The organism is Bernardetia sp. (assembly GCF_020630935.1).
Lineage (GTDB): Bacteria > Bacteroidota > Bacteroidia > Cytophagales > Bernardetiaceae > Bernardetia.
Map to the genome: position 1 here is coordinate 1 of NZ_JAHDIG010000078.1, position 19,197 is coordinate 19,197.

21 protein-coding genes are annotated in these 19,197 nt (G+C 32.6%); 6 read left to right on the forward strand and 15 right to left on the reverse strand.

Going from position 1 to position 19,197, the window contains the following annotated elements; translation table 11 throughout:
• Window positions 1-63: 63 nt before the first annotated feature.
• The 6 genes from QZ659_RS17390 to QZ659_RS17415 form a co-directional block, all read right to left on the reverse strand.
• A complete protein-coding gene (locus QZ659_RS17390) occupies window positions 64-606 on the reverse strand; it encodes a hypothetical protein (protein ID WP_291727802.1) in 543 nt (180 codons plus the stop codon).
• A 331-nt stretch (window positions 607-937) separates the two neighbouring features.
• Entirely contained in the window at window positions 938-1,849 is a 912-nt protein-coding gene (locus tag QZ659_RS17395; protein WP_366935875.1) for a pirin family protein, read from the reverse strand.
• 122 nt (window positions 1,850-1,971) lie between these two features.
• The gene (locus QZ659_RS17400; protein ID WP_291727803.1) at window positions 1,972-2,556 is read right to left on the reverse strand and encodes a hypothetical protein; all 585 of its coding nucleotides are present in this window, start codon (window positions 2,554-2,556) and stop codon (window positions 1,972-1,974) included.
• Window positions 2,557-2,826 (reverse strand): hypothetical protein, encoded by a 270-nt coding sequence (locus QZ659_RS17405; RefSeq protein WP_291727804.1) that lies wholly within the window; start codon window positions 2,824-2,826, stop codon window positions 2,557-2,559.
• Window positions 2,827-2,834: 8 nt separating this feature from the next.
• Window positions 2,835-3,173, reverse strand: a complete 339-nt coding sequence (locus QZ659_RS17410) for a hypothetical protein (RefSeq protein ID WP_291727805.1) — start codon at window positions 3,171-3,173, stop codon at window positions 2,835-2,837.
• Between the two features lie 88 nt (window positions 3,174-3,261).
• Window positions 3,262-4,713: a DUF819 domain-containing protein gene (locus QZ659_RS17415; RefSeq protein ID WP_412728046.1), complete on the reverse strand. Its 1,452-nt coding sequence runs from the start codon at window positions 4,711-4,713 to the stop codon at window positions 3,262-3,264.
• 227 nt (window positions 4,714-4,940) lie between these two features.
• Here QZ659_RS17415 and QZ659_RS17420 point away from each other — a divergent pair, with 227 nt between their 5' ends.
• The 3 genes from QZ659_RS17420 to QZ659_RS17430 all read left to right on the forward strand — a co-directional run bounded on the left by QZ659_RS17420 (window position 4,941) and on the right by QZ659_RS17430 (window position 7,821).
• Window positions 4,941-5,717, forward strand: coding sequence for an SDR family NAD(P)-dependent oxidoreductase (locus tag QZ659_RS17420; RefSeq protein WP_291727807.1), 777 nt, complete (start codon window positions 4,941-4,943; stop codon window positions 5,715-5,717).
• Between the two features lie 75 nt (window positions 5,718-5,792).
• Window positions 5,793-7,361 (forward strand): hypothetical protein, encoded by a 1,569-nt coding sequence (locus tag QZ659_RS17425; RefSeq protein WP_291727809.1) that lies wholly within the window; start codon window positions 5,793-5,795, stop codon window positions 7,359-7,361.
• 22 nt (window positions 7,362-7,383) lie between these two features.
• On the forward strand, window positions 7,384-7,821 hold the full coding sequence (locus tag QZ659_RS17430) for a hypothetical protein (protein WP_291727811.1): 438 nt from the start codon (window positions 7,384-7,386) through the stop codon (window positions 7,819-7,821).
• Window positions 7,822-7,877: 56 nt separating this feature from the next.
• Here QZ659_RS17430 and QZ659_RS17435 read toward each other — a convergent pair whose 3' ends face one another.
• Window positions 7,878-8,615, reverse strand: coding sequence for a hypothetical protein (locus QZ659_RS17435; RefSeq protein WP_291727813.1), 738 nt, complete (start codon window positions 8,613-8,615; stop codon window positions 7,878-7,880).
• Between the two features lie 180 nt (window positions 8,616-8,795).
• Window positions 8,796-9,509 carry a response regulator transcription factor gene (locus QZ659_RS17440; protein ID WP_291727815.1) on the reverse strand — a complete coding sequence of 238 codons (714 nt, stop codon included), beginning with the start codon at window positions 9,507-9,509 and terminating at the stop codon, window positions 8,796-8,798.
• Between the two features lie 158 nt (window positions 9,510-9,667).
• Here QZ659_RS17440 and QZ659_RS17445 point away from each other — a divergent pair, with 158 nt between their 5' ends.
• Complete coding sequence (locus QZ659_RS17445; protein WP_291727817.1) at window positions 9,668-10,747, forward strand: hypothetical protein; 1,080 nt, start codon at window positions 9,668-9,670, stop codon at window positions 10,745-10,747.
• A 99-nt stretch (window positions 10,748-10,846) separates the two neighbouring features.
• Here the strand turns inward: QZ659_RS17445 and QZ659_RS17450 are convergent, their stop codons facing one another.
• The 4 genes from QZ659_RS17450 to QZ659_RS17465 all read right to left on the reverse strand — a co-directional run bounded on the left by QZ659_RS17450 (window position 10,847) and on the right by QZ659_RS17465 (window position 14,432).
• Window positions 10,847-12,199, reverse strand: a complete 1,353-nt coding sequence (locus tag QZ659_RS17450) for a peptidylprolyl isomerase (RefSeq protein ID WP_291727818.1) — start codon at window positions 12,197-12,199, stop codon at window positions 10,847-10,849.
• A gap of 122 nt (window positions 12,200-12,321) precedes the next feature.
• On the reverse strand, window positions 12,322-13,230 hold the full coding sequence (locus QZ659_RS17455; RefSeq protein ID WP_291727820.1) for a peptidyl-prolyl cis-trans isomerase: 909 nt from the start codon (window positions 13,228-13,230) through the stop codon (window positions 12,322-12,324).
• Between the two features lie 188 nt (window positions 13,231-13,418).
• Entirely contained in the window at window positions 13,419-14,162 is a 744-nt protein-coding gene (locus QZ659_RS17460; protein ID WP_291727822.1) for a vWA domain-containing protein, read from the reverse strand.
• A 111-nt stretch (window positions 14,163-14,273) separates the two neighbouring features.
• Window positions 14,274-14,432: a hypothetical protein gene (locus QZ659_RS17465; protein ID WP_291727824.1), complete on the reverse strand. Its 159-nt coding sequence runs from the start codon at window positions 14,430-14,432 to the stop codon at window positions 14,274-14,276.
• Between the two features lie 125 nt (window positions 14,433-14,557).
• Between QZ659_RS17465 and QZ659_RS17470 the strand changes: the two genes are divergently transcribed.
• Entirely contained in the window at window positions 14,558-15,721 is a 1,164-nt protein-coding gene (locus QZ659_RS17470; protein WP_291727826.1) for an AI-2E family transporter, read from the forward strand.
• A 21-nt stretch (window positions 15,722-15,742) separates the two neighbouring features.
• Window positions 15,743-16,999 (forward strand): proline dehydrogenase family protein, encoded by a 1,257-nt coding sequence (locus QZ659_RS17475; RefSeq protein WP_291727828.1) that lies wholly within the window; start codon window positions 15,743-15,745, stop codon window positions 16,997-16,999.
• Window positions 17,000-17,045: 46 nt separating this feature from the next.
• Here QZ659_RS17475 and QZ659_RS17480 read toward each other — a convergent pair whose 3' ends face one another.
• The 3 genes from QZ659_RS17480 to QZ659_RS17490 all read right to left on the reverse strand — a co-directional run.
• Window positions 17,046-17,909: a hypothetical protein gene (locus QZ659_RS17480; protein ID WP_291727831.1), complete on the reverse strand. Its 864-nt coding sequence runs from the start codon at window positions 17,907-17,909 to the stop codon at window positions 17,046-17,048.
• 136 nt (window positions 17,910-18,045) lie between these two features.
• Window positions 18,046-18,486: a DUF4375 domain-containing protein gene (locus QZ659_RS17485; RefSeq protein ID WP_291727833.1), complete on the reverse strand. Its 441-nt coding sequence runs from the start codon at window positions 18,484-18,486 to the stop codon at window positions 18,046-18,048.
• 6 nt (window positions 18,487-18,492) lie between these two features.
• A partial coding sequence (locus QZ659_RS17490) for a hypothetical protein (protein ID WP_291727834.1) occupies window positions 18,493-19,197 on the reverse strand: 705 nt, incomplete at its 5' end.

Sequence of the window (19,197 nt, forward strand, 5' to 3'; positions counted from 1 at the left end):
TAACTATTTTTAATCAGAAATACAAAATAACAATTTTGTGAAAACTAACTACTTAGTTATATTCTAACGGTCTTCTTCATCTACTCTATAAAGATTCAAAACAGTATATTTGTCATCTATTTTCTTTGGTTGATAATCACTTTTAAAATTATGACAAGTAATAATCTGATCATCATTTATAATTCTAAATACTCCTTTAATTTCTTTTTCTCCATTATATAAAACCAACTTATAAGGACTTACAGAAGCATCTATCTCATAATACATTTCATCATAATTTGTATGATATTCGCTTGTATTGGCACTTCCATTTGAGCGCACACCCAATCGCATAATTACAGAATTATCACTATTAAAAGTAATATATGTTTTTCTTCCATTATAGAATGCTTTCCAAGGACCTTCCAATGTTTCCTTTAATATTTGCTCTGGACTGATTCTAGTATCTTCTGTTTTGACTGTATAATCATAATCTGCACTTACTACCTGTGTGGACTGTGGTTGGAGAGTAGTTTGTCCATAACTAGAATATGCTAAGAATAAAAATAAGACAAAAATGCTGAATGATGTAACCATCACAGCAAGCATGCGATTTGTACGTTTCATAAAAAAATAATATTAGATTAAAAAATGGTAGTTATATATACAAAAAAACTACTTTATTAAGTTTAAAAAATAGACATTTTGTAAAAAACATCTACTTATAATAACGTCTTTGATAGAAAAAGGTTTCATTTTCAAATAAAAAAGTAGTTTGTAAGAGCTACAAACTACCTTTTATTATGACTTTCGCAAAGTTATATTCTAACAAGATATTGTTTCGTTTCTTCAGAATATTGGGACTTCAAACCCAACATTATGAATAAAATATATTTTTAACCAAATAAAGTTTGGTTAAATTTTATTTTGCTAAAGTTCTATTTATGTATGTATATAATTAGCTCATCGGAACTTCCATCAGCAAAACTTCTGCATCTTGAGAGGCTTCTAATTCAAATTTTTTGGTATTCCAAATTCCTAAGCCATCTTTTGTATCTAATTCTTGTGTTTCGCTCCCATTTTTTAAGTGGACATTCCCTTTTATAACAAATACATATACACCATTTTTTGACGGTTTTTTTAGCTCATAATTTACTTTTGTTCCTTGGTCTAAATCTCCCAAATGAAACCAAGCATCTTGATGAATCCAAACTCCTTCATCATCTTGATTAGGCGACAAAATCTGTTGTAATTTATTCTTTCTATCTTCGGAGTTGAGTACAATTTGGTCGTAACGAGGTGTTACATTTCTCTTATTTGGAATGACCCAAATTTGAAGAAACTTAGTTGTCTCTTGAGTATCATTCACTTCACTATGCAAAACTCCTGTTCCTGCACTCATCACTTGTATTTCACCACTTTTTATAAATGAGGTATTGCCCATACTGTCTTTATGACGCAAGCCATTTTCTATGGGAATACTGATAATTTCCATATTGTCATGTGGGTGCGTTCCAAAGCCACTGCCTCCTGCAATAATATCATCATTCAAGACACGCAGAACACCAAAATTCATACGTTCTGGATTGTAGTACGATGCAAAACTAAAACTATGTGCGCTTTTGAGCCAACCGTGGTCAGCCATTCCTCTTGTGTTTGCCTTATGCAAAACCGTATTTGCCATAATTGATTGTGTTGAAGAATTAGGTAAATGATTAAATCCTAAAATATCAGTAGAATCTGTAAAAGAACTTGCTGTTTTGTCTGTATTTTGTTTTTTAAAAACACTACCTAAAACAGGTGTAGAAACAAAAAAACCTGTTCCAAGTGTAGTTTTGATAGCTCTTTTTAAGAAGTCTTTTCGATTCATTATTTAAAAAATTTAATAAATTATATTTGATTGTATAAACAATATTTGTATATACAAATAATATAACGTAAAATTCCACAAAAAGTTTTACTACCTCATTGATAGTTATAAAAAAGAGAGTTTTATTGGCTCAAATTACAAATACATTGCTCTCTTAACTTCCAAACAGCCTCAAAATTGATTACAATATCAACTATTTCATTCTGTTTAGTAATCCATTCCCTCAAAAAATCTTGATGGTATTTGACTTTAAACTCACTTACTTGTTCGGCTTCGATTTCAATTTCTTCTAAAATATCATATCGTAACTTTTCAAAATCAGAGAAAGGGTGCGTAAAGTCATATTCTACGCCATTTATTTTAAGATAACAGTGTGCTTCTGGAATATAGTCTAACTCATAGTCAAATTCATTTTCTGAAAGAATATTTCCCATCTTAGGAGTATTCGAAGGGTTCATTTTATAAATTCCTATGTAGAGTTTTATGTTTTCTACTCCATTCAAATCAGCTACTTTTTTTAGGAAAGCGTGTTTTGAGCTACATGTACCTTTCTGTTCTGTCAAAACGAGAGTCAAATCGTGGCGATTAGTATTTCTTCCGTAAGACAGATTTTGAATGTATTTTGTAAGCTGATTCCAGTCGGTAATTCCTAGCTGTTTGAGATATAGTATGAGTTTATCTTGTGCGAGGCATAGAATAAAATTCACTTATAAAAAAAACAAAGTGAGAGCAACAAAACCTAAAGTTGATAAAATAGAATATAATAGGTTTTTATTTTTAAAGGCAATAAAAATACTACTAATAATTATTCCTGCAATTAAGCAGACACAAGCAGCTATTGAGGTAGTAATCATCCACATTTCTAAAGGAATGTGAGCATGTAGAGCAGGTTTGAAAAAGCTCATAATATAGCCCAATAGAACAGAAGCAGGAAGTGAAATTCCTATTGTTTTGAGTATAAAGATAAAATGTTTCATAAAACTTTTTATTTTGGTTCGTAATAAATCGCACAAATTACATTGGTATAAATGATAGGATATTCCATAAAAGACTCTGGATTGTATTCATTCCAACTTTTTATCGCCTTTTTCATAGCTTGTTCTTGATTTCCTTCAAAGAAAAGGTTTATTTTATCCTCTACCCAAAACTCATATCCATCAAAATAGTAGCTTACAGCCCTATACAAACCTTCTTCAACCTTTCTTATAGTCAAACAGATTTCTACATCAGAAGTAAACTGCTGCTTTTTTTCATCAAAAATAAAAACTCCTAAAGTTTTCTTTTCACTAATTAACTTCTCTAGTTCTTCTTTTGAGTATTTCATTTATTCCTAATTCTACGTTAACTACGCTGATTGTTTAGCTTCGCTAATTTATCAATTCACAATTCTGAAATCAAAACTCTAAACTCTTTTACCCTCCAGAATGAACAGCCTGCATAAACATAGCACAAGCAATCGCACCATACGTACCGAGCGCATAACCTAAAACAGCCAATAACACCCCCACAGGCGCAAGAGCAGGACTAAAAGCCGAAGCTACAACTGGTGCAGAAGCTGCTCCACCTACATTTGCCTGACTTCCCACAGCCACAAAAAAGAAAGGAGCTTTTATCAGATATGCCACTAAAAGCAAAATACTAACGTGAATAATCATCCAAATGATTCCTAAGAAAAATAAGCCTAAATACTGTCCGATTTCAGCCAAATTCATGTGCATTCCGATAGTGGCTACCAAAATATAAATACAAACACTTCCTACCTTCGAAGCTCCTGCTCCTTCAAGTTCTCTGAGTTTGGTAAAAGATAGAAGTACGCCAATAGTTGTTGCGAAAACGACAAGCCAAAAGAATCCACTCATAAGTGAAGTCAATTTTAAGTCTGTAAGTAACTCTTTATAGTTTGCCATAAAAGGTGCAACAATATCCGAACAGAAATGAGCGATTGCCGTTGCTCCAAAGCCTATTGCCAAAATCATAAATAAATCAGTCGTAGAAGGAATACGTGCGTGTTTGGCTTGAAAGTCTTCCATTTTTTTCTTTAATGCTGTAATTGCTGAAACATCTGCTTTTAATATTTTATCTATCTTTTCGCTCATATTTGCTCCATACAACAAAAACCCCATCCAAATATTGGCTACTACTACATCAATGACGAGCATTGCTCCAAACAAACTTCCACTTGGCTTGTAAATTTCTTTCATTGCTGCTTGGTTTGCTCCTCCCCCTATCCAACTTCCTGCAATGGTAGAAAGTCCTCTCCAAATCGCATTCTCTTCTGTCCCTGCTACTGTCTCAGGGCTAATATTTGCAACAATAAAAAGCGCAATTCCTCCACCTAAAACGATTCCTAATGTGGCAGTCAAAAACATCACAATTGCTCTCCAACCTAGATTAATTACACCTTTCAAATCCATACTCAAACAAAGCAATACCAAAGATGCAGGAAGCAAATATCTTGAAGCTACATGATAGAGTTTTGATTCTTTTATAAACCCTTCATACTGGCTTTTTTCTATATTGTTTTGACTAAAAATTTCCTTTATGTCATGAAAACTTGAACCTTCTGGAATGGAAATATTGAGTGAAGCAGCAAAATCTAATACTTTTTCATCGAACCACTCCGAAGCAATTAAACCTAAAGGGTAATTTAAAAATGCAGGAATAAAATAACATAGAAGCAAAGCAGGAACATAGGTATAAAACTGCTTCCAAAATTTATTTTCACTATTAGAAGTAACAAAAATAGCAGCTAAAACTATCATCAAAACACCTAAAACAACAGCATCATTCGTAAAAAGGGGAGTGTTCATTATATCAGTTATCAGTAATTCAGCTATCAGTAACCAGTAAAATATATAAGTCATTTTTTTAGATTGACTAAAAAAACACTTTCGTGTTATCTTTTACTGAACCAAAAACTCAAAAGATTAGGATAAATTAAATTTTCAAAATACATAGCAAGATAAAACCAGTTTTTTGGCTTTACAACTCTTTATCAAAATTTTCTTGTCAAAATCAGCTAAACAAGTCATTGTTTTGTATGTTGTTCTATTTGTAATTCTGATTTTTCACCTCCAAAAACATTTTTTTTATGAAAGTAGCATTAATTACTGGCGCATCTAGTGGAATAGGTCTTGAACTCGCCCATGTGATGGCAAAAGAGAAACATAATCTAGTTTTGGTAGCTCGTAGCATTGACAAACTCAATAGCCTTGCCGAAGAACTCATAGCAACACATGGCATAAAAGTGAAAACGTATAAAGCTGATTTGAGTAATGCGAGTGAAATTGAAAATCTTTATAAACAAACAAAAGAAGATGATATTGAAGTCAGCTATTTGATAAATAATGCTGGTTTTGGAGAATATGGAGATTTTTCAGAAAACGATTGGGATAAGCTCAATACGATGATGCAACTCAATATGGTTTCTCTTGTACATCTAACAAAGCTCTATTCTAAAGATATGGTAAGTTCTAGTTTTGGTAAGATTATGAATGTTGCCTCAACAGCTGCTTTCCAGCCTTTGCCGTACTTTGCCGTTTATGCTGCTACAAAATCATTTGTTTTGTCATTTTCAGAAGCGATTGCCAGCGAACTAAAAGACCATGGCATTACTGTAACAGCTCTTTGCCCTGGACTGACTGACACAGGTTTCGTAGAAGCTGCTAATATGGAGGATACCAAGTTTTTAGATAAAGCAAAAGCTGGAATGGCAACTTCAGAAGAAGTAGCAGAATATGGCTATGAGGCTATGATGAAAGGCAAGACAGTAGCCGTACACGGAATGATTAACTCAATTATGGTAAATTCTTCACGATTTTTGCCTAGAGATTTAGTAACTACCATTGCTAAGAAAGTGCAGGAATAAATTATAAATGATTAATGATTAATGATAAATTATAAATGTAGAGCAAAGACTTTTTCTTTTATAAACATATTTATTTTGAAAATTGGAGTAATCTTAACTTTTTCGATTGCTCCTTTTTTTTGTTTTGATGGTTTTTCCATTCCGTCGACTAAAGCCGTCGTTGAGGACATAAAAATTCAAAACCTCTACAATGAAATTTTTGATTTAGAATTTGATTTTGATAAAAAAACAGAAAACACAAAAACGCCTTTGTATTTGGTTGTTGAAGATTTTAGAGATATGATTTTTATTCTCTTGACAGAAGACAAAAAAAACTATGAAAAGCTACAAATAAATGAAGAAAAACGACTAGAATTGTTAGAGAAATTTGACAATAAAGAAAGCAGTTACTTTAAAGAATACAAATGGGCAAAAGCTGAAATAAAGCTGCATTGGGCAATCATAAAACTTAGTTTTGATGAAAAATGGGCATCTGCTTGGCGAGTTCGTCAAGCCTATAAACTACTTTTAGAAAATGAAAAAGAGTATCCTAATTTTATTTATCACAAAAAATCATTAGCCTTGCTTCAAATAACACTGGCAAGTGTTCCAAAAAAATATCAGTGGGCATTGGATTTGATTGGAATGGAAGCAGAACTCAAAAATGGCATTCAAAATCTACAAAAATCTACTTCACAAATGCATTTTTTCCAGAAAGAAACATTAATGTGGCAAATGCTTCTGCAAACCTACCTATCAGAAAATTTGATAGAAAACAGTAAGACTTCAAAAGGAATCGCTTTAGATTTACTTCAAAAATATCCTTCTGAAAAACTTGTCTTGTTAGCTTCTAGTCTGGTTTTGATGAAAAATGAATCGCATAAAACAGCGCTTTTGGCGTGGCAAGAGTATGCTAGAAATTATCAAAACAACCAACTCATATTTGAAAAAAAAGAACATTTTAGCTTAGATTATCTTTTAGCAGAACTTTATTTTTATTCAGAACAACATCAAAAAGCAAAATTTCATTATTCGGAATTTCTGAGAAATGTAAAAAAAGATAATCGTATAAACTTTATTAAAGATGCTTATTTTAAAATGTTTTTGATAGATTGGCTAAGAAGTAGTGCAACAAGTTATGATTATCAAGAAAGTATCTTTTTTTATTCTATTTCCACACAAGGAATAGCTAAAACAGCCGTTGATAAGAATGCTCAAAAGTTTATAGAATTAGTAAAAGAACATAAACATTTGCCTAATAAAACACTTTATCAAGCAAGAATACTAACAGACGGTGGAAATTACCAAAAAGCTCAAATAACTTTACTTCAAATTGATGAGAAGCAGCTTCAAAAATGGGAAAATGAAAAGCGATTTGACATCATTTTGGAATATTATTATCGAAAAGCTAGAATTTTAGACAAACTACATCAAACACATCAAAGCATTAGTTTTTATAAAAAGGTCATTGAATATTCTACATTGCACAAACAGAACGAAATTCATTATTTTGCTGCCAATTCGGCTCTTCAACTAGGTTTTATATTTAAAAAATCAGACAAGGAACTAGCAGAAAAATATTTTGAAATGGCAATGAGTTTTGAAGGACACCAATATGAAGAAAGTATTACTCAAAAAGCAAAACTAGCTTTAGAAAAACTCTAAACAAATTAAAAATTACCAATTAATGAGACTATACTGGCTTATTTTTCTCTTTTTTGCTGGACATATCACAATTTCAGAGGCTTCACAGCCTTCCAAAAAAGTAGATTTTTATCAAAATAACATTCAAAAGATTGATTCAGATTCTACTCAAAAAATCATAAAAAATAATACTAGACTACCTCCCAAACCTAAAAATAATGGTTTTGGAATGATACTCAGAGGTGTTTTACTAACCATGTTAGGAACTGTCTTTGGCGTAGGGATTTTACTTACTTTTCTATTTGGCTTTTCTGTTGGTTCTGGCTTTTATTTTGGAGATATTTATGCAACAGCTGGTATAATGCTTGGTGGTTTGGTTATATTCGGCTTAGGTATTTTTATGCTTTCAAGGGGAAAAGAACGTTGGAAAGCCTATAAGAGATATAGAAAAGCTCTCAAGAAAATGAAAAATAATGCATAAAAAAAAGCAGTTGTACGTGTCATTTTACAACTGCTTTACAATTCTGAATAGAATTTTTATTGATTAAGAATCTTTTGAGCGAGTTCTTTTGATTTAGCTATATTCTTATCCAAATCTTCATCTACAAAAACTCCCAAAGTAAGAATTTTATCTCCAGCCAAAACCATAAGACTTCCTCCTCCAATCGGATTCCAATAGGCAGCATCTCCGACTCCTTCTACTGGCGTAAATTCTGCATTATTTACCTTATCTATTAGGCTTTTTGTAAAATCTTCAGCTAAATCTTCTCCAACAGCTTCTTTTTGCTCATCTGTTAGCTTTTCATTGGCTTTTTTTGCTATTTCTTCTTGCTGAGCTTTTGAAATTTTCTTCGGCATAAATCTTTCAGGTGTTACTCCATTTGCTTTAGAAATGGTAAAATTAACGGTAAATGTAGGTTTGAACTTCATCATGTCTTTTAGAGATGCTTTTCTCATTTGTTCTTGTATTTCGGCTGCATTAGGTCTGTCCCATTCATAATTACATCCGTACACGTCACTTTGTTGCACTTCTACTGTTGGACTGAACACTTCTTTTACCATTGCCATTGTCAAGACTTCACAAGGTTTGTCTGTGGTCAAAAATTCGTAAGCACCAGCCTCTTTAAGTGTTTTTTCTACCATTGTTTGAGCTTGCTCTTCAGCAGAACTATTTTCTGTATCAGTTGTAGAAGTTGTTTCAGCTTTTTTTCCTCCACAGGCAAAAACAAAAAGGCTTACACATGCAATGAGTAAAGTTGTCGTAATTCGTTTCATAATTTGAATTAAAAATTTTAATAAGTAGTTGATTTGTTCATTATTCTTTACAGGAAAAAGATACAAAATAGCTCATAAAACAAAAAAATCTTATGCTAAGAAAAATTATAGCATAAGATTTTGGGTAATAGCTTTTAATATGTCGGTGCTGACTTATTTGTCTGACCGAAAATATATAGATTACGAAATCGAACTCTCGTCAAGTTCTACTAGCTTAAAGCCTGTTCCGTGAACATTCAAAATTTTGAGGTGTTCGTCTGCACGAAGATATTTACGAAGTTTGGTTACATACACGTCCATACTACGAGCATTGAAATAATTGTCATCTCCCCAAATTTCGTTCAAGGCTTTCGAACGTTCCAATGTCTGATTTTTGTTTTCACAAAGCATACGCAAAAGTTCAGTTTCCTTTGAGGTAAGTTTTATTTCCTCTCCTGTGTTGTTTGCTTTGAGAAGCTGTGCATCATAATCAAATAAAAGCTCGCCAATAGGGAATTTACGAAGTGCTGGCGAACTATCTTTAATAATTGTTCTGCGTAAGATTGCCTGTACACGAAGCAAAAGCTCTTCCATTGAGAATGGCTTTGTCATATAATCATCTGCACCAATTTGAAGTCCTTCAATACGGTCTTCTTTCATTCCTTTTGCTGTAAGGAATACGATAGGTGTGTGTTTGTCTATTTTTCTGATTTCTTTAGCAGCCGTAAAGCCATCTACGTTTGGCATCATTACGTCTAAGATACAGATGTCAAAAACGTTGTCTTCTTTAAAAAATGCGTCTAAGGCTTCTTTTCCGTCTCTAGCGAGGGTAACTTGAAATCCTTTGATTTCTAAATATTCACTTAAAATCTGACCCAAATTGTGGTCGTCTTCGGCTAACAATATACTGTGCATAAATGTAATTTTAGGGTTTTACTATTTCTCATTTAACATTTTAACGAGAGAAATGTTAAAATCGCTGCATTTGGAGTGTTAAAAATTCTTAGCAGGGCGTTAGAAAAGCAAAAAAGAATCCTTATTTTAGAAAAGTCCAACCACAACTGACTCTACTTATGAATGAAAAGCTCCATTATCTAAAAAATCAAATTGAAAACAGGCGATTTCAAGAAGTATTTGATTATTTAGATTTATACTTCAAAGAAAAACCATTTTATAGATATGCTAACCTAAAGCAAGAAATTCTATACCAAATGGATGCTGGTTATCCTCCTAAACCAATGCAAGTACAAGCCTTACAAATGTTCTTGAATGACGACAAAGTAAAGGAAGCCATTACTTTCATTGAAAAAAATCATACAACTACCACCACTCAAAAAACTGCTACACCTATGCCTTATGGAACAGAAAAAGAAATTGAAGGATTAAAAGAAGTTGTTAAATTACTTACAGAGAAAAAGAATTTTTTTCTTACTCAAAAGGTAATAGCCTATGATGCTGGACAAAAATTTACTCTAATAAAGCAACTAGAAGAAATTGAAAAAGATTTAAACAGTGCCAAAGTAAAAATTGAGAAGTATGAATCTCACAATGCAAACAAGTTATTAAATAAAGTCTTAGATATGGTAAAAGAAATTAAAGAAGAAAATAAAAATCTTCAACGAGAAATTAACGAAATAAGAAATTACAGTAACAAAAAAAATAAGTCATCTACAAAAAAAATCAAAATATTTCTAGCATCCTCCTCTGAGCTCAAAGAAGACAGAAGAGAACTAAGAGAGTTCATTAGTGTAGAAAATGATAGAATGATAGATAAAGGAGTTTATTTTAAACTTATTCAATGGGAACACTTTTTAGATACCATTTCTACTACTCGTTTGCAAGACGAATACAACAAAGCCTTACAAGACTGTGATTTGGTAGTAGGCTTATTTTTCACAAAAGCTGGAAAATTCACAGAAGAAGAATTAGAAAAAGCATATCAAAGTTTTAAAGCGACAGAAAAACCTAAAATATTGACTTATTTTAAAGATGCTCCTGTAAATATGAATGATATTACAGAAGAAGTCTTGAGCTTACTAAAAATGAAGAAAAATTTAGCTGATAAAGGACACTTCTATACTTCTTACCCTAGCATTGACTGGCTGAAAAACCACTTAAAAAGTCAGCTTGAAAAATTAGGTTATTATGACTAAAACCAAAACCCCAACTTTCAAAAAATGAAAGTTGGGGTTTTCTGCTAGGAATAATGAAATTCAATTTATCATTGATAATTCATCATTTACCATTAAAGATTAAATTCCTTCCAAAAGTCCACAGGTATTGTATTCTTCATCAATATCGATGTAGAGTTCTTTGATGGCAGTGTAGAACCACTCGTCAAGCATTTTAGCTCGTTCTTCGTTGAGTGCTGCTTGATAGATTTTTTCGTAATCGTCTTTTAGATTTGCTTGGTGTGGTTTTGATTTATCTATAAAATAAAGTAAACGAACAGCCTCTTTTCCGTCTGGACTTCTAAACGGAAGAGGTGGAGAAACCGAACCTACTTTCATTGTATCCAAAATTAGATATGTATTATAATCAAAATCTTCGGCTACAAGTTTTGGACTTCCCGTTTGCATACTCGTAATGCGTCCACCATTATTTTTTGAATTTCTATCTGCCGAATGTTCTGCTACGGCTTTAGCAAATGTGAGACTATCTTTTACAATCAGATTTCTAAGACTATCTACAAACTGATTGGTATAAACCATATCTTCTTTGCTAGGCTTCGGACGAATAAGGATATGACGAGTATTGATAAGATTTCCACGACGTTCTAAAAGCTGAATCAAGTGAAAGCCAAATTCAGATTCTACTGGCTCTGAAATTTCCATTGGTTTTAAAGAAAATGCCATCGCTTCATATTCTGGAACAAGTTCTCCACGCTCTCTGTAGCCTAAGTTTCCTCCTTGTGCAGCCGAACCCAAATCTGCTGAAAATTCTTTTGCAAGTTTTGCAAAGTCTTCTCCTGCCTTGATACGTGTACGAATGTCTAAAAGCTGTTTTCTAACTCTTTCTTTTTCTTGCTTACTCACTTTTGCATAAACGAGCATCTGCGCTACCTCAAACTCTGCTGGTAAAAACGGAATACTGTCTTTAGGAATGTTTTTATAAAACTTACGTACTTGTGAAGGCGTTACTTTTGCGTCTGCTGTGATTTCTCCACGCATTTTCTGAATGGTAAGTTGTTCTTTAATCGGCTCTAAGAGTTCTTCTTTGATGTCTGCCAACGATTTCCCTAGATATTCTTCTAATTTTTTCTCATCGCCTCCAGCACGCTGCACCATTGTAGATAAACGATTAGTAGCCTCTGCCTCTACTTGCTCATCCAATACAGTAATCGAATCTATTTCAGCTTTGGCATACATTACTTTATTGAATAAAAGCTGTTTTAATATTCCACATTTTGCATCTGGTGGGGGAGTTTGGTCTGACTGCTCAAGATAGTTTTGATAAGAGAGTTCTAACTCTGATTTTAGGATGATATAATTATCTACCTTGACAATAATTTTGTCTGCTACTTGCTGTGAAAAAGCAGAAGTAGCTAGAAAACAAAACCCAGTAGCGAGTAGAAATATAAAAGATTTGATTTTGAAGGTTTTCATATATGGAATTAGTGAATTGTTTTAATTACTAGTCATTGTTGAGGTCAAGACCATCAACGATGTATTGGTTTGTAATGTAATACGTAAAGTGATTTTATTTCGTGGCAATGAGTTGTCTAATTTTATTCTGTAAATATCTTATAATCTTGATTTTCGTTGGCTCTTTCCATTACCTCATTTTCAAGTTCTTCTTGTAATTCTACCTTTCTTTTATTGAGAATAACACTAATAATTTGACTTCTAACATATTCTAATGGTGCGACTTGGTCTTGAATTTTGAAGTCATTTATTTTCAAGAAATAGTAATATTCTTTGTCTTCACTTTCAGCAAACTTTCCTTTTTGAAGAAGTAAATTTCTATCAAAAGGCGTATTTGCCACTAATTCTGACATTGGTAGCCATTTGTCATCTTGTAGAAAATAACTTGCAGCAAAGCCATAACTATATGACTTTAACTTTTCTGTTTCTTCTGAATTTTGCTCTAAATCTGAACGCATCCATTTTCGTAAGTCGTCTAATTGAGAGGATGGCGTATTTAATTTTACTTTCACAAAGTAAGCTTTCACAATCGGCTGTTTGAGCTCAAAGTTTGCCTTGTTTTTTTCGTAATAATCGCTTATCTGTGGGTCGGTAACTAACGTATCCAAATATTCATTGACATAGTTTTGTTTGTAAGCATGTACTAACAGTTGATATTTGTAATCTTCTAGGCGTTCTTGTAATTCTTTTTGGTCTATTCCACTTTTAGATTCGGCTTCTTTCAAAAGAAGTCTTCTTTCTATCCAGTTATTTACATACCTCTTAACAATATTTGTACTGTCTTCTTTGCTATAATTGGGAGGCAAAAGTTCTGTTATTTCCTCTTTATACAAATAATTTTCTCCTACTTGTGCGACAGGAATTCCTTCTAGCTCTTTTTCTGTATCTTCTTCCTGACACGCACTATGCAGTAGCACGATAGAAAAGAATAACGATAATAAGAATATTTTATTTATTGTGAAAATACTGATGGCTATTGTCTTATACTTCATACGTTTCTATTTATATTCAATTCAAAACCCTAAAAGTTATACAAAACTCTTAGGGTTTGATGGCAGAAAGCGCAAAATTACAAAAAATAATATGAAACTAATTTGTTTGTTTTGTGATTGTTGGTGTCGCTATCGCTCAAATACCAACAATGGTGTTTTTCTTTTTTATAAGAAAACCCTGTTTTAACCTACTCTTGTTTAGTATTGAGAAGGAGTGAGATTTCCTCAGCTATCTTACTCATTTCTTCAAAACTTTCTGCGTGATAATATTTTCCATTTGTAAAAAGACTAATTTGCTTCAACGATTCGTCGTTATAAGGACTTTTGATAGTAATATGTTCTTGGTCTGGCGTTGTGATAGATGCCTCGCCACCGTGTCCGACACCGATAGCATACACTTCTACATTTCTTTTACTTGTCAAAACTAAAACACTATGAAAAATGTCTTTGCTTTCAGAAGTTGCTCCATCACTAAAAATAATTATTTTTCGGTTGGTAGAGCCTACACGCTCAAATTCTTTTATAGATGTATCTAATGCTTCGCCTATGACTGTTCCTGTGCCATCTACTAAATCTGTTGTGATTTGCTCTAAAAGCTGATACAAGTCTTGCGAGTCGTCTGCTAAAGGTGCATATACCATAGATTCTCCTGCAAAAAGTACGATACCATAACGAGCTGTCGGATGGACGCTCATAAGTTGCTGTGCTGCCGATTTTACGACCTCCAAACGTGTTGGCATTACATCTTCTACCTTCATAGAGGAGGAGACATCAATTGCCAAAATTATATCTAAGTGTTCTTCGGTTGCGTTTTCTTCTATTTCTTCATTTTGAGCATAAGAATTGTATGTAGAAAGCAATGATAATGTAAAGAGTAAAAAAAGACTGAAGAAATGTTTTTTACCTTTTTGGAAAAAATTGTAGTAGTTCATTGAGTAAATTTTATAGAATGGATAGATTGAAAATATCATAACTTAGTTTCAAAAATCAATCCGAATACAGTTATTTTTAAAGTAAATATTTATTTTATCCTATTTTTAAAATTATTTTTCCAAAAAACTTTCCAAAAGTTCTGTCCAGTTGATTTCGAAACCTCCCAAAATAAGTATGGTACTGGCAGTTAATAAGGCAACAAAAAGCAGAGCCAAACGGCGCATCTGTTTTTTAGATAAAATAGGAGATTTACTTTCAAACTTCTTCATAATTGATGAATTATTTCTTAGTTAAATAGTTTTCTACAAATTACCTAAAAAAATTTATTGAAGAGTAGAATGAACGCCAATTTAATCTGTATTTTTGCTACATAATTAAATTTTTAGCACATAGAATGATAAGACGCTTAGTCATATTTTATTTCATTGTTCTTCCCATCATAGCTGTTTTGGGAACTTTTGCTTGGTTTTTTTCTACCATTGTAGGCTATTTTGTAGTGGCTATGGTTTTTAGTGCTATCCTTCAAACGCCTACTAACTACCTCAGTCAGATTCAGATAGCAGGGATTCAGTTACCTCGTGTAATGGCAGTGTTGCTTTCTTTTGTCATTTTTGCTGGCATTGTTGCGCTCTTTGTCTTACTTTTTATTCCTCTGATTTCAGAACAGATAAAGTTTATTTCTGCCCTAGACTACAATTCCTTGTTCAACACCATCATTTCTCCTATCGATTACATAGAAGGATTTTTGATTGAGAGAAACTGGGTAAAAGAAGAAAAAGGTTTTTTAATGACAGAACTGCAAAAATACTTTTTAGATTTTTTTACTGATTTAAAGTTTGGCAATGTTTTAAGCCAAATACTTGACACGACAAGCAATATTTTTGTTGGAACACTGTCTGTTTTCTTTATCTCGTTCTTCTTACTTTATGAAAAAGGACTTTTCAAGCGTGGCATTATTTCTCTTATTCCGAATGCTTATTTTGAGGTTTCGATTAGTGCTGTTTCCAAAATTGAAAAACTGCTTTCCAACTATCTTTTTGGGCTTCTGATTCAGATGTTTTCCATTTTTACGTTGGTTTCTATTGGTCTGATTGTCTCAGAAGTAAAATATGCTGTTACCATAGCCATTTTTGCAGCCGTAGCGAACCTTATTCCTTATATTGGTCCTATTTTGGGGGCTTCTTTTGGTCTTATTGTCTCACTTTCTACACTCCTTCAACAAAATCAAGATACTGATTTTTCAATTTTAGCCATTAAAGTAATTATTGTCTTTCTTATTGTTCAATTTTCTGATAACCTTTTGCTTCAACCTATTATTTTTTCAAGAAGTGTAAAGGCACATCCTTTAGAAATTTTTAGCGTTGTATTTATGGGAGCAGCCCTTGCAGGAGCAGTAGGAATGATTTTGGCGATTCCAGTCTATACTATTTTGAGAGTTACGGCTTTAGAATTTTGGAAAGGATATAAAGAATACAGAATTTTCAAAACAAGATATTACAAACCAAGAACTGCAAATCACGAATTACAAAATAATGGTATTTCAAACACTACTAATTAGTAATTGATTATTGAAAAAACTATGGATTCAAACTCTACACCTATCAATATATCTTCTCTATCTGCTTTAGAGATTATCCAGATGGCAAAAGAACACGTTTCTTTTGACGATACAGAAACAGCTTTTGCCAACCGTTCAGACTTCGAACTAAAGAAAATGAACCTCCTTTTCTGGACGATGAACAAACCTACTTTGGTAGATTCGGGAACACCACTTTTAAAATTGGCTTTCAAACTAAGAGCTCCCTTTGTCAAACCAGTAGTAAAAAATACACTCTTCGAACATTTTTGTGGAGGAGAAACGATTGAGGATAGCGAAAGAACTATCATCCAACTTGCACAGGCTGGCATAGGAACCATCTTAGACTATTCAGTAGAAGGCGAAAAATCAGAAAAAGGATTTGAGAAAACAAAAAGCGAAATCATCAGAACGATTCATAGAGCAAAGGGAGACGAAAATATTCCTTTTTGTGTTTTTAAAGTTACAGGAATCGGATATTCTAAAATTTTAGAAAAAGTTCAAGCACATGAGCCATTGATTGCAGAGGAACAAGTCCGTTGGGAAAAAATTCAACTCCGAATGAATGAGATTTGCCTTACAGCATATCAGAATAAGGTTCGAATCTTTGTCGATGGAGAGGAAACATGGTTTCAAGATACGATTGATGATTTGACCTATCAGATGATGGAAAAATACAACAAAGAAGAAGCTATTGTTTACAATACATATCAAATGTACACCACAGATAGACTTGAAAAATTGAAATCAGCCTATGAAAATGCTGTCAAGAATCAGTATCGTGTGGGAGCAAAAATTGTTCGTGGAGCATATATGGAAAAAGAACGCAAAAGAGCAGAGGAAAAAGGTTATACTGACCCCATACAACCCGACAAACTAAGTACAGACAGAGATTTTGATGCAGCATTAGAATTTTGTGTAGAGAATAGAGAACGTATTGCTGTTTGTGCAGGGACACACAACGAACTTAGTTGTTATTCGCTTGTCGTATTGATGGACGCCTATAAAATTGATAAAAATGACTCTAACTTTCATTTTGCACAACTTTATGGAATGAGTGATAATATGTCTAATAATTTGGCAGCAGCAGGTTATAATGTGGCTAAATATGTTCCTTATGGCGCAGTAAAAGACGTAATGCCTTATCTGATACGAAGAGCAGACGAAAATACAGCTATTGCAGGGCAGAGTAGCAGAGAATATTTACTGATTCAGAAAGAAATCGAACGAAGAAAACAAGCAAGACAGTTAAAACCATAGGCATTTGCGTAGGGACAATGCATGCATTGTCCGTACAAATTAGTTTTTAATATAGAAGTATATTTTCATTTTCTGCTTCCCACTTTCGGAGTTTTATACGGTCTTCGTAAGGAAGATTACGAACAAAGATATTTACTTTCTCATCAAATTGTGCAAGACTGTGTAAGAGCTGATTTATTTGGGTAACATTATCTAGCGAAGTAGAAAATTCGTGGGTTTTGTTACCTTTTTTTACGATTTGAAATAGATAAGAGCTATTTGTATAGATGAGATTGATAGCCAAAATAGATTTTAGAATAATTCTGACTTCCTTTTTTACTTCTTTGAAGCGTATGGCGATGTGCTTTTGATGAATTTGTATGCTTTCAATTTCTTTTTTCTTGGGAGCTGCAACAAATATTTTTTTGTCTTTGTAAAACATATTTTTAATTCCGATTGACATTATAGCACAAAATGTAATGCCTAGTGAAAGAGGAGCAATCTCCAAAATGATTGTCAATACAACCAGAACAGCAGACATTCCAAGCACCCAAATAGAAAAACTATTTTTTTTGTAAAACGAACGCTCATCTTTCAAAACTGGCTCGTTCATAAAATGATTATTTGCTTCTGCAAAAAGCTCATCACTAAAGACTCCAACTTTATCATTACATTTAATAACATATAAAGGAGGTTTGGTAACACCTTGAATTTCTAACTTTTCACTAACAGGAAATTTTCCTAATGTTTCACTTTGGTTACAATGTGTTTTACCTAGATAGAGCCACGTATCATACAAAAAAGCTGACTTACAGACAGCACAGAAAACAATTTTGTCGCCTTCTTTTATATCATCACCAGTAATGGGGTCGCTTCTGTTTTCATTTAGAAACGCTTGATGTCTTGGACTTTGTATGATGTGAGTGTGCATAAGTCTCCGTTTTTGCTTTTTTCTTCTAAAAAATGTAGAAAAAATAATTTGAGTAATTCCTTATCTAAAATACGAAAAAGTATATAGATTCTAAATTTTGGAGAAAATAACTGGATATATGCTACGAAAGGATAAATTATTTTTTCAAGTAAGTATCGTAAGCCAACTTCTGAATATCATCTGGATTTTCCCAATAGAGCTCATCTAAATCGTTTAGTTTTTTACTTTCTTCTTCTGTGATGTAGTCCTTCAATACTACTGGAATATCCCATAATTTTTCCAATCGCTCATCCTCTTTACATTTTGAAATGATTAATTCACACTCTGTAATAATTTCTAGTGCCTTGGTAGCACCTATTTTTTTAAGGACTTTCTGCGTTTCTAAAAAGTTTCCTTCTCCCCAATTACAAAAAAATTGAATAAAACCTCCATTGTACATATCAGCTTCCAACCTCCAAATGCGTACAACTTCTAGTTCGTCTTGACTCAGACTCTCTAGCTTTCCATCGTTTTCACCGAATAGTTTATCCATCACTTTGAATGAATAGTCTTCAAATTGTTGTCTTATATCTTTCATAAAATGCTAAACATCCTCTAAAATATATTTAACTGTGTTTTCAACATAGCTCTCTATTTGCTCCTCCTCCATGAGCTTTATAGGAGCTTTTTCTAAAATTTGTAATGCTCTATCATATTGTTTATATAATTTTTTCTCTCTAGGTTTTGCAACAAAAACATCAAAGATATAATTTTCCTTTTCTGCTTGTTCTTGGAGTTGAAAAAACTTACCAAAATATCGGTTTGCCTTATTATCAATACTCTGAGCCTTTAAAAGGTCAAAGCTAATGGGTTTTATTAGGTGAGTAGCTCCATTTTCCCAATACAAATCTATATCCATAGAAGTTACAGAGTTCGATATTTTCTTTTTCTCTAGATTTTTAAAGTATTTCTCATACACCAATGGATTTCTACTTCTAATGCTGCTTCTAACATTTTTGACGACTTCTCTTTCTGTATATCTTCTAGTGTTATTAGTTTTATATTCTTCAAATGGGAAAAAGTATTTTTCGTATAGCTGTTGCTTTATTTTTTCTGTATCATCATTATAAAGTAATGAGGTTGAATAATTGTCAAAAAATAATGAAGAATCATCTTGAACCGTAATTTCAGAAACTATCTCTTTAAAGGAATAATCCTTTAAGTAAAAACCATGTTCAGTAATAAAAGTGCTAACTTCTTGTAAAATACTTTTTATATTATTTTCTAGAAAATTAGGATAAACATCTTT

Coding starts and splice junctions, on each gene's coding strand:
- QZ659_RS17460 (WP_291727822.1), bottom strand. CDS start 14,162: ATGAACTACTACAATTTTTTCCAAAAAGGTAAAAAACATTTCTTCAGT.
- QZ659_RS17475 (WP_291727828.1), top strand. CDS start 15,743: ATGGATTCAAACTCTACACCTATCAATATATCTTCTCTATCTGCTTTA.
- QZ659_RS17465 (WP_291727824.1), bottom strand. CDS start 14,432: ATGAAGAAGTTTGAAAGTAAATCTCCTATTTTATCTAAAAAACAGATG.
- QZ659_RS17450 (WP_291727818.1), bottom strand. CDS start 12,199: ATGAAAACCTTCAAAATCAAATCTTTTATATTTCTACTCGCTACTGGG.
- QZ659_RS17430 (WP_291727811.1), top strand. CDS start 7,384: ATGAGACTATACTGGCTTATTTTTCTCTTTTTTGCTGGACATATCACA.
- QZ659_RS17395 (WP_366935875.1), bottom strand. CDS start 1,849: ATGAATCGAAAAGACTTCTTAAAAAGAGCTATCAAAACTACACTTGGA.
- QZ659_RS17390 (WP_291727802.1), bottom strand. CDS start 606: ATGAAACGTACAAATCGCATGCTTGCTGTGATGGTTACATCATTCAGC.
- QZ659_RS17485 (WP_291727833.1), bottom strand. CDS start 18,486: ATGAAAGATATAAGACAACAATTTGAAGACTATTCATTCAAAGTGATG.
- QZ659_RS17410 (WP_291727805.1), bottom strand. CDS start 3,173: ATGAAATACTCAAAAGAAGAACTAGAGAAGTTAATTAGTGAAAAGAAA.
- QZ659_RS17420 (WP_291727807.1), top strand. CDS start 4,941: ATGAAAGTAGCATTAATTACTGGCGCATCTAGTGGAATAGGTCTTGAA.
- QZ659_RS17405 (WP_291727804.1), bottom strand. CDS start 2,826: ATGAAACATTTTATCTTTATACTCAAAACAATAGGAATTTCACTTCCT.
- QZ659_RS17480 (WP_291727831.1), bottom strand. CDS start 17,909: ATGCACACTCACATCATACAAAGTCCAAGACATCAAGCGTTTCTAAAT.
- QZ659_RS17415 (WP_412728046.1), bottom strand. CDS start 4,713: ATGACTTATATATTTTACTGGTTACTGATAGCTGAATTACTGATAACT.
- QZ659_RS17435 (WP_291727813.1), bottom strand. CDS start 8,615: ATGAAACGAATTACGACAACTTTACTCATTGCATGTGTAAGCCTTTTT.
- QZ659_RS17455 (WP_291727820.1), bottom strand. CDS start 13,230: ATGAAGTATAAGACAATAGCCATCAGTATTTTCACAATAAATAAAATA.
- QZ659_RS17470 (WP_291727826.1), top strand. CDS start 14,558: ATGATAAGACGCTTAGTCATATTTTATTTCATTGTTCTTCCCATCATA.
- QZ659_RS17440 (WP_291727815.1), bottom strand. CDS start 9,509: ATGCACAGTATATTGTTAGCCGAAGACGACCACAATTTGGGTCAGATT.
- QZ659_RS17445 (WP_291727817.1), top strand. CDS start 9,668: ATGAATGAAAAGCTCCATTATCTAAAAAATCAAATTGAAAACAGGCGA.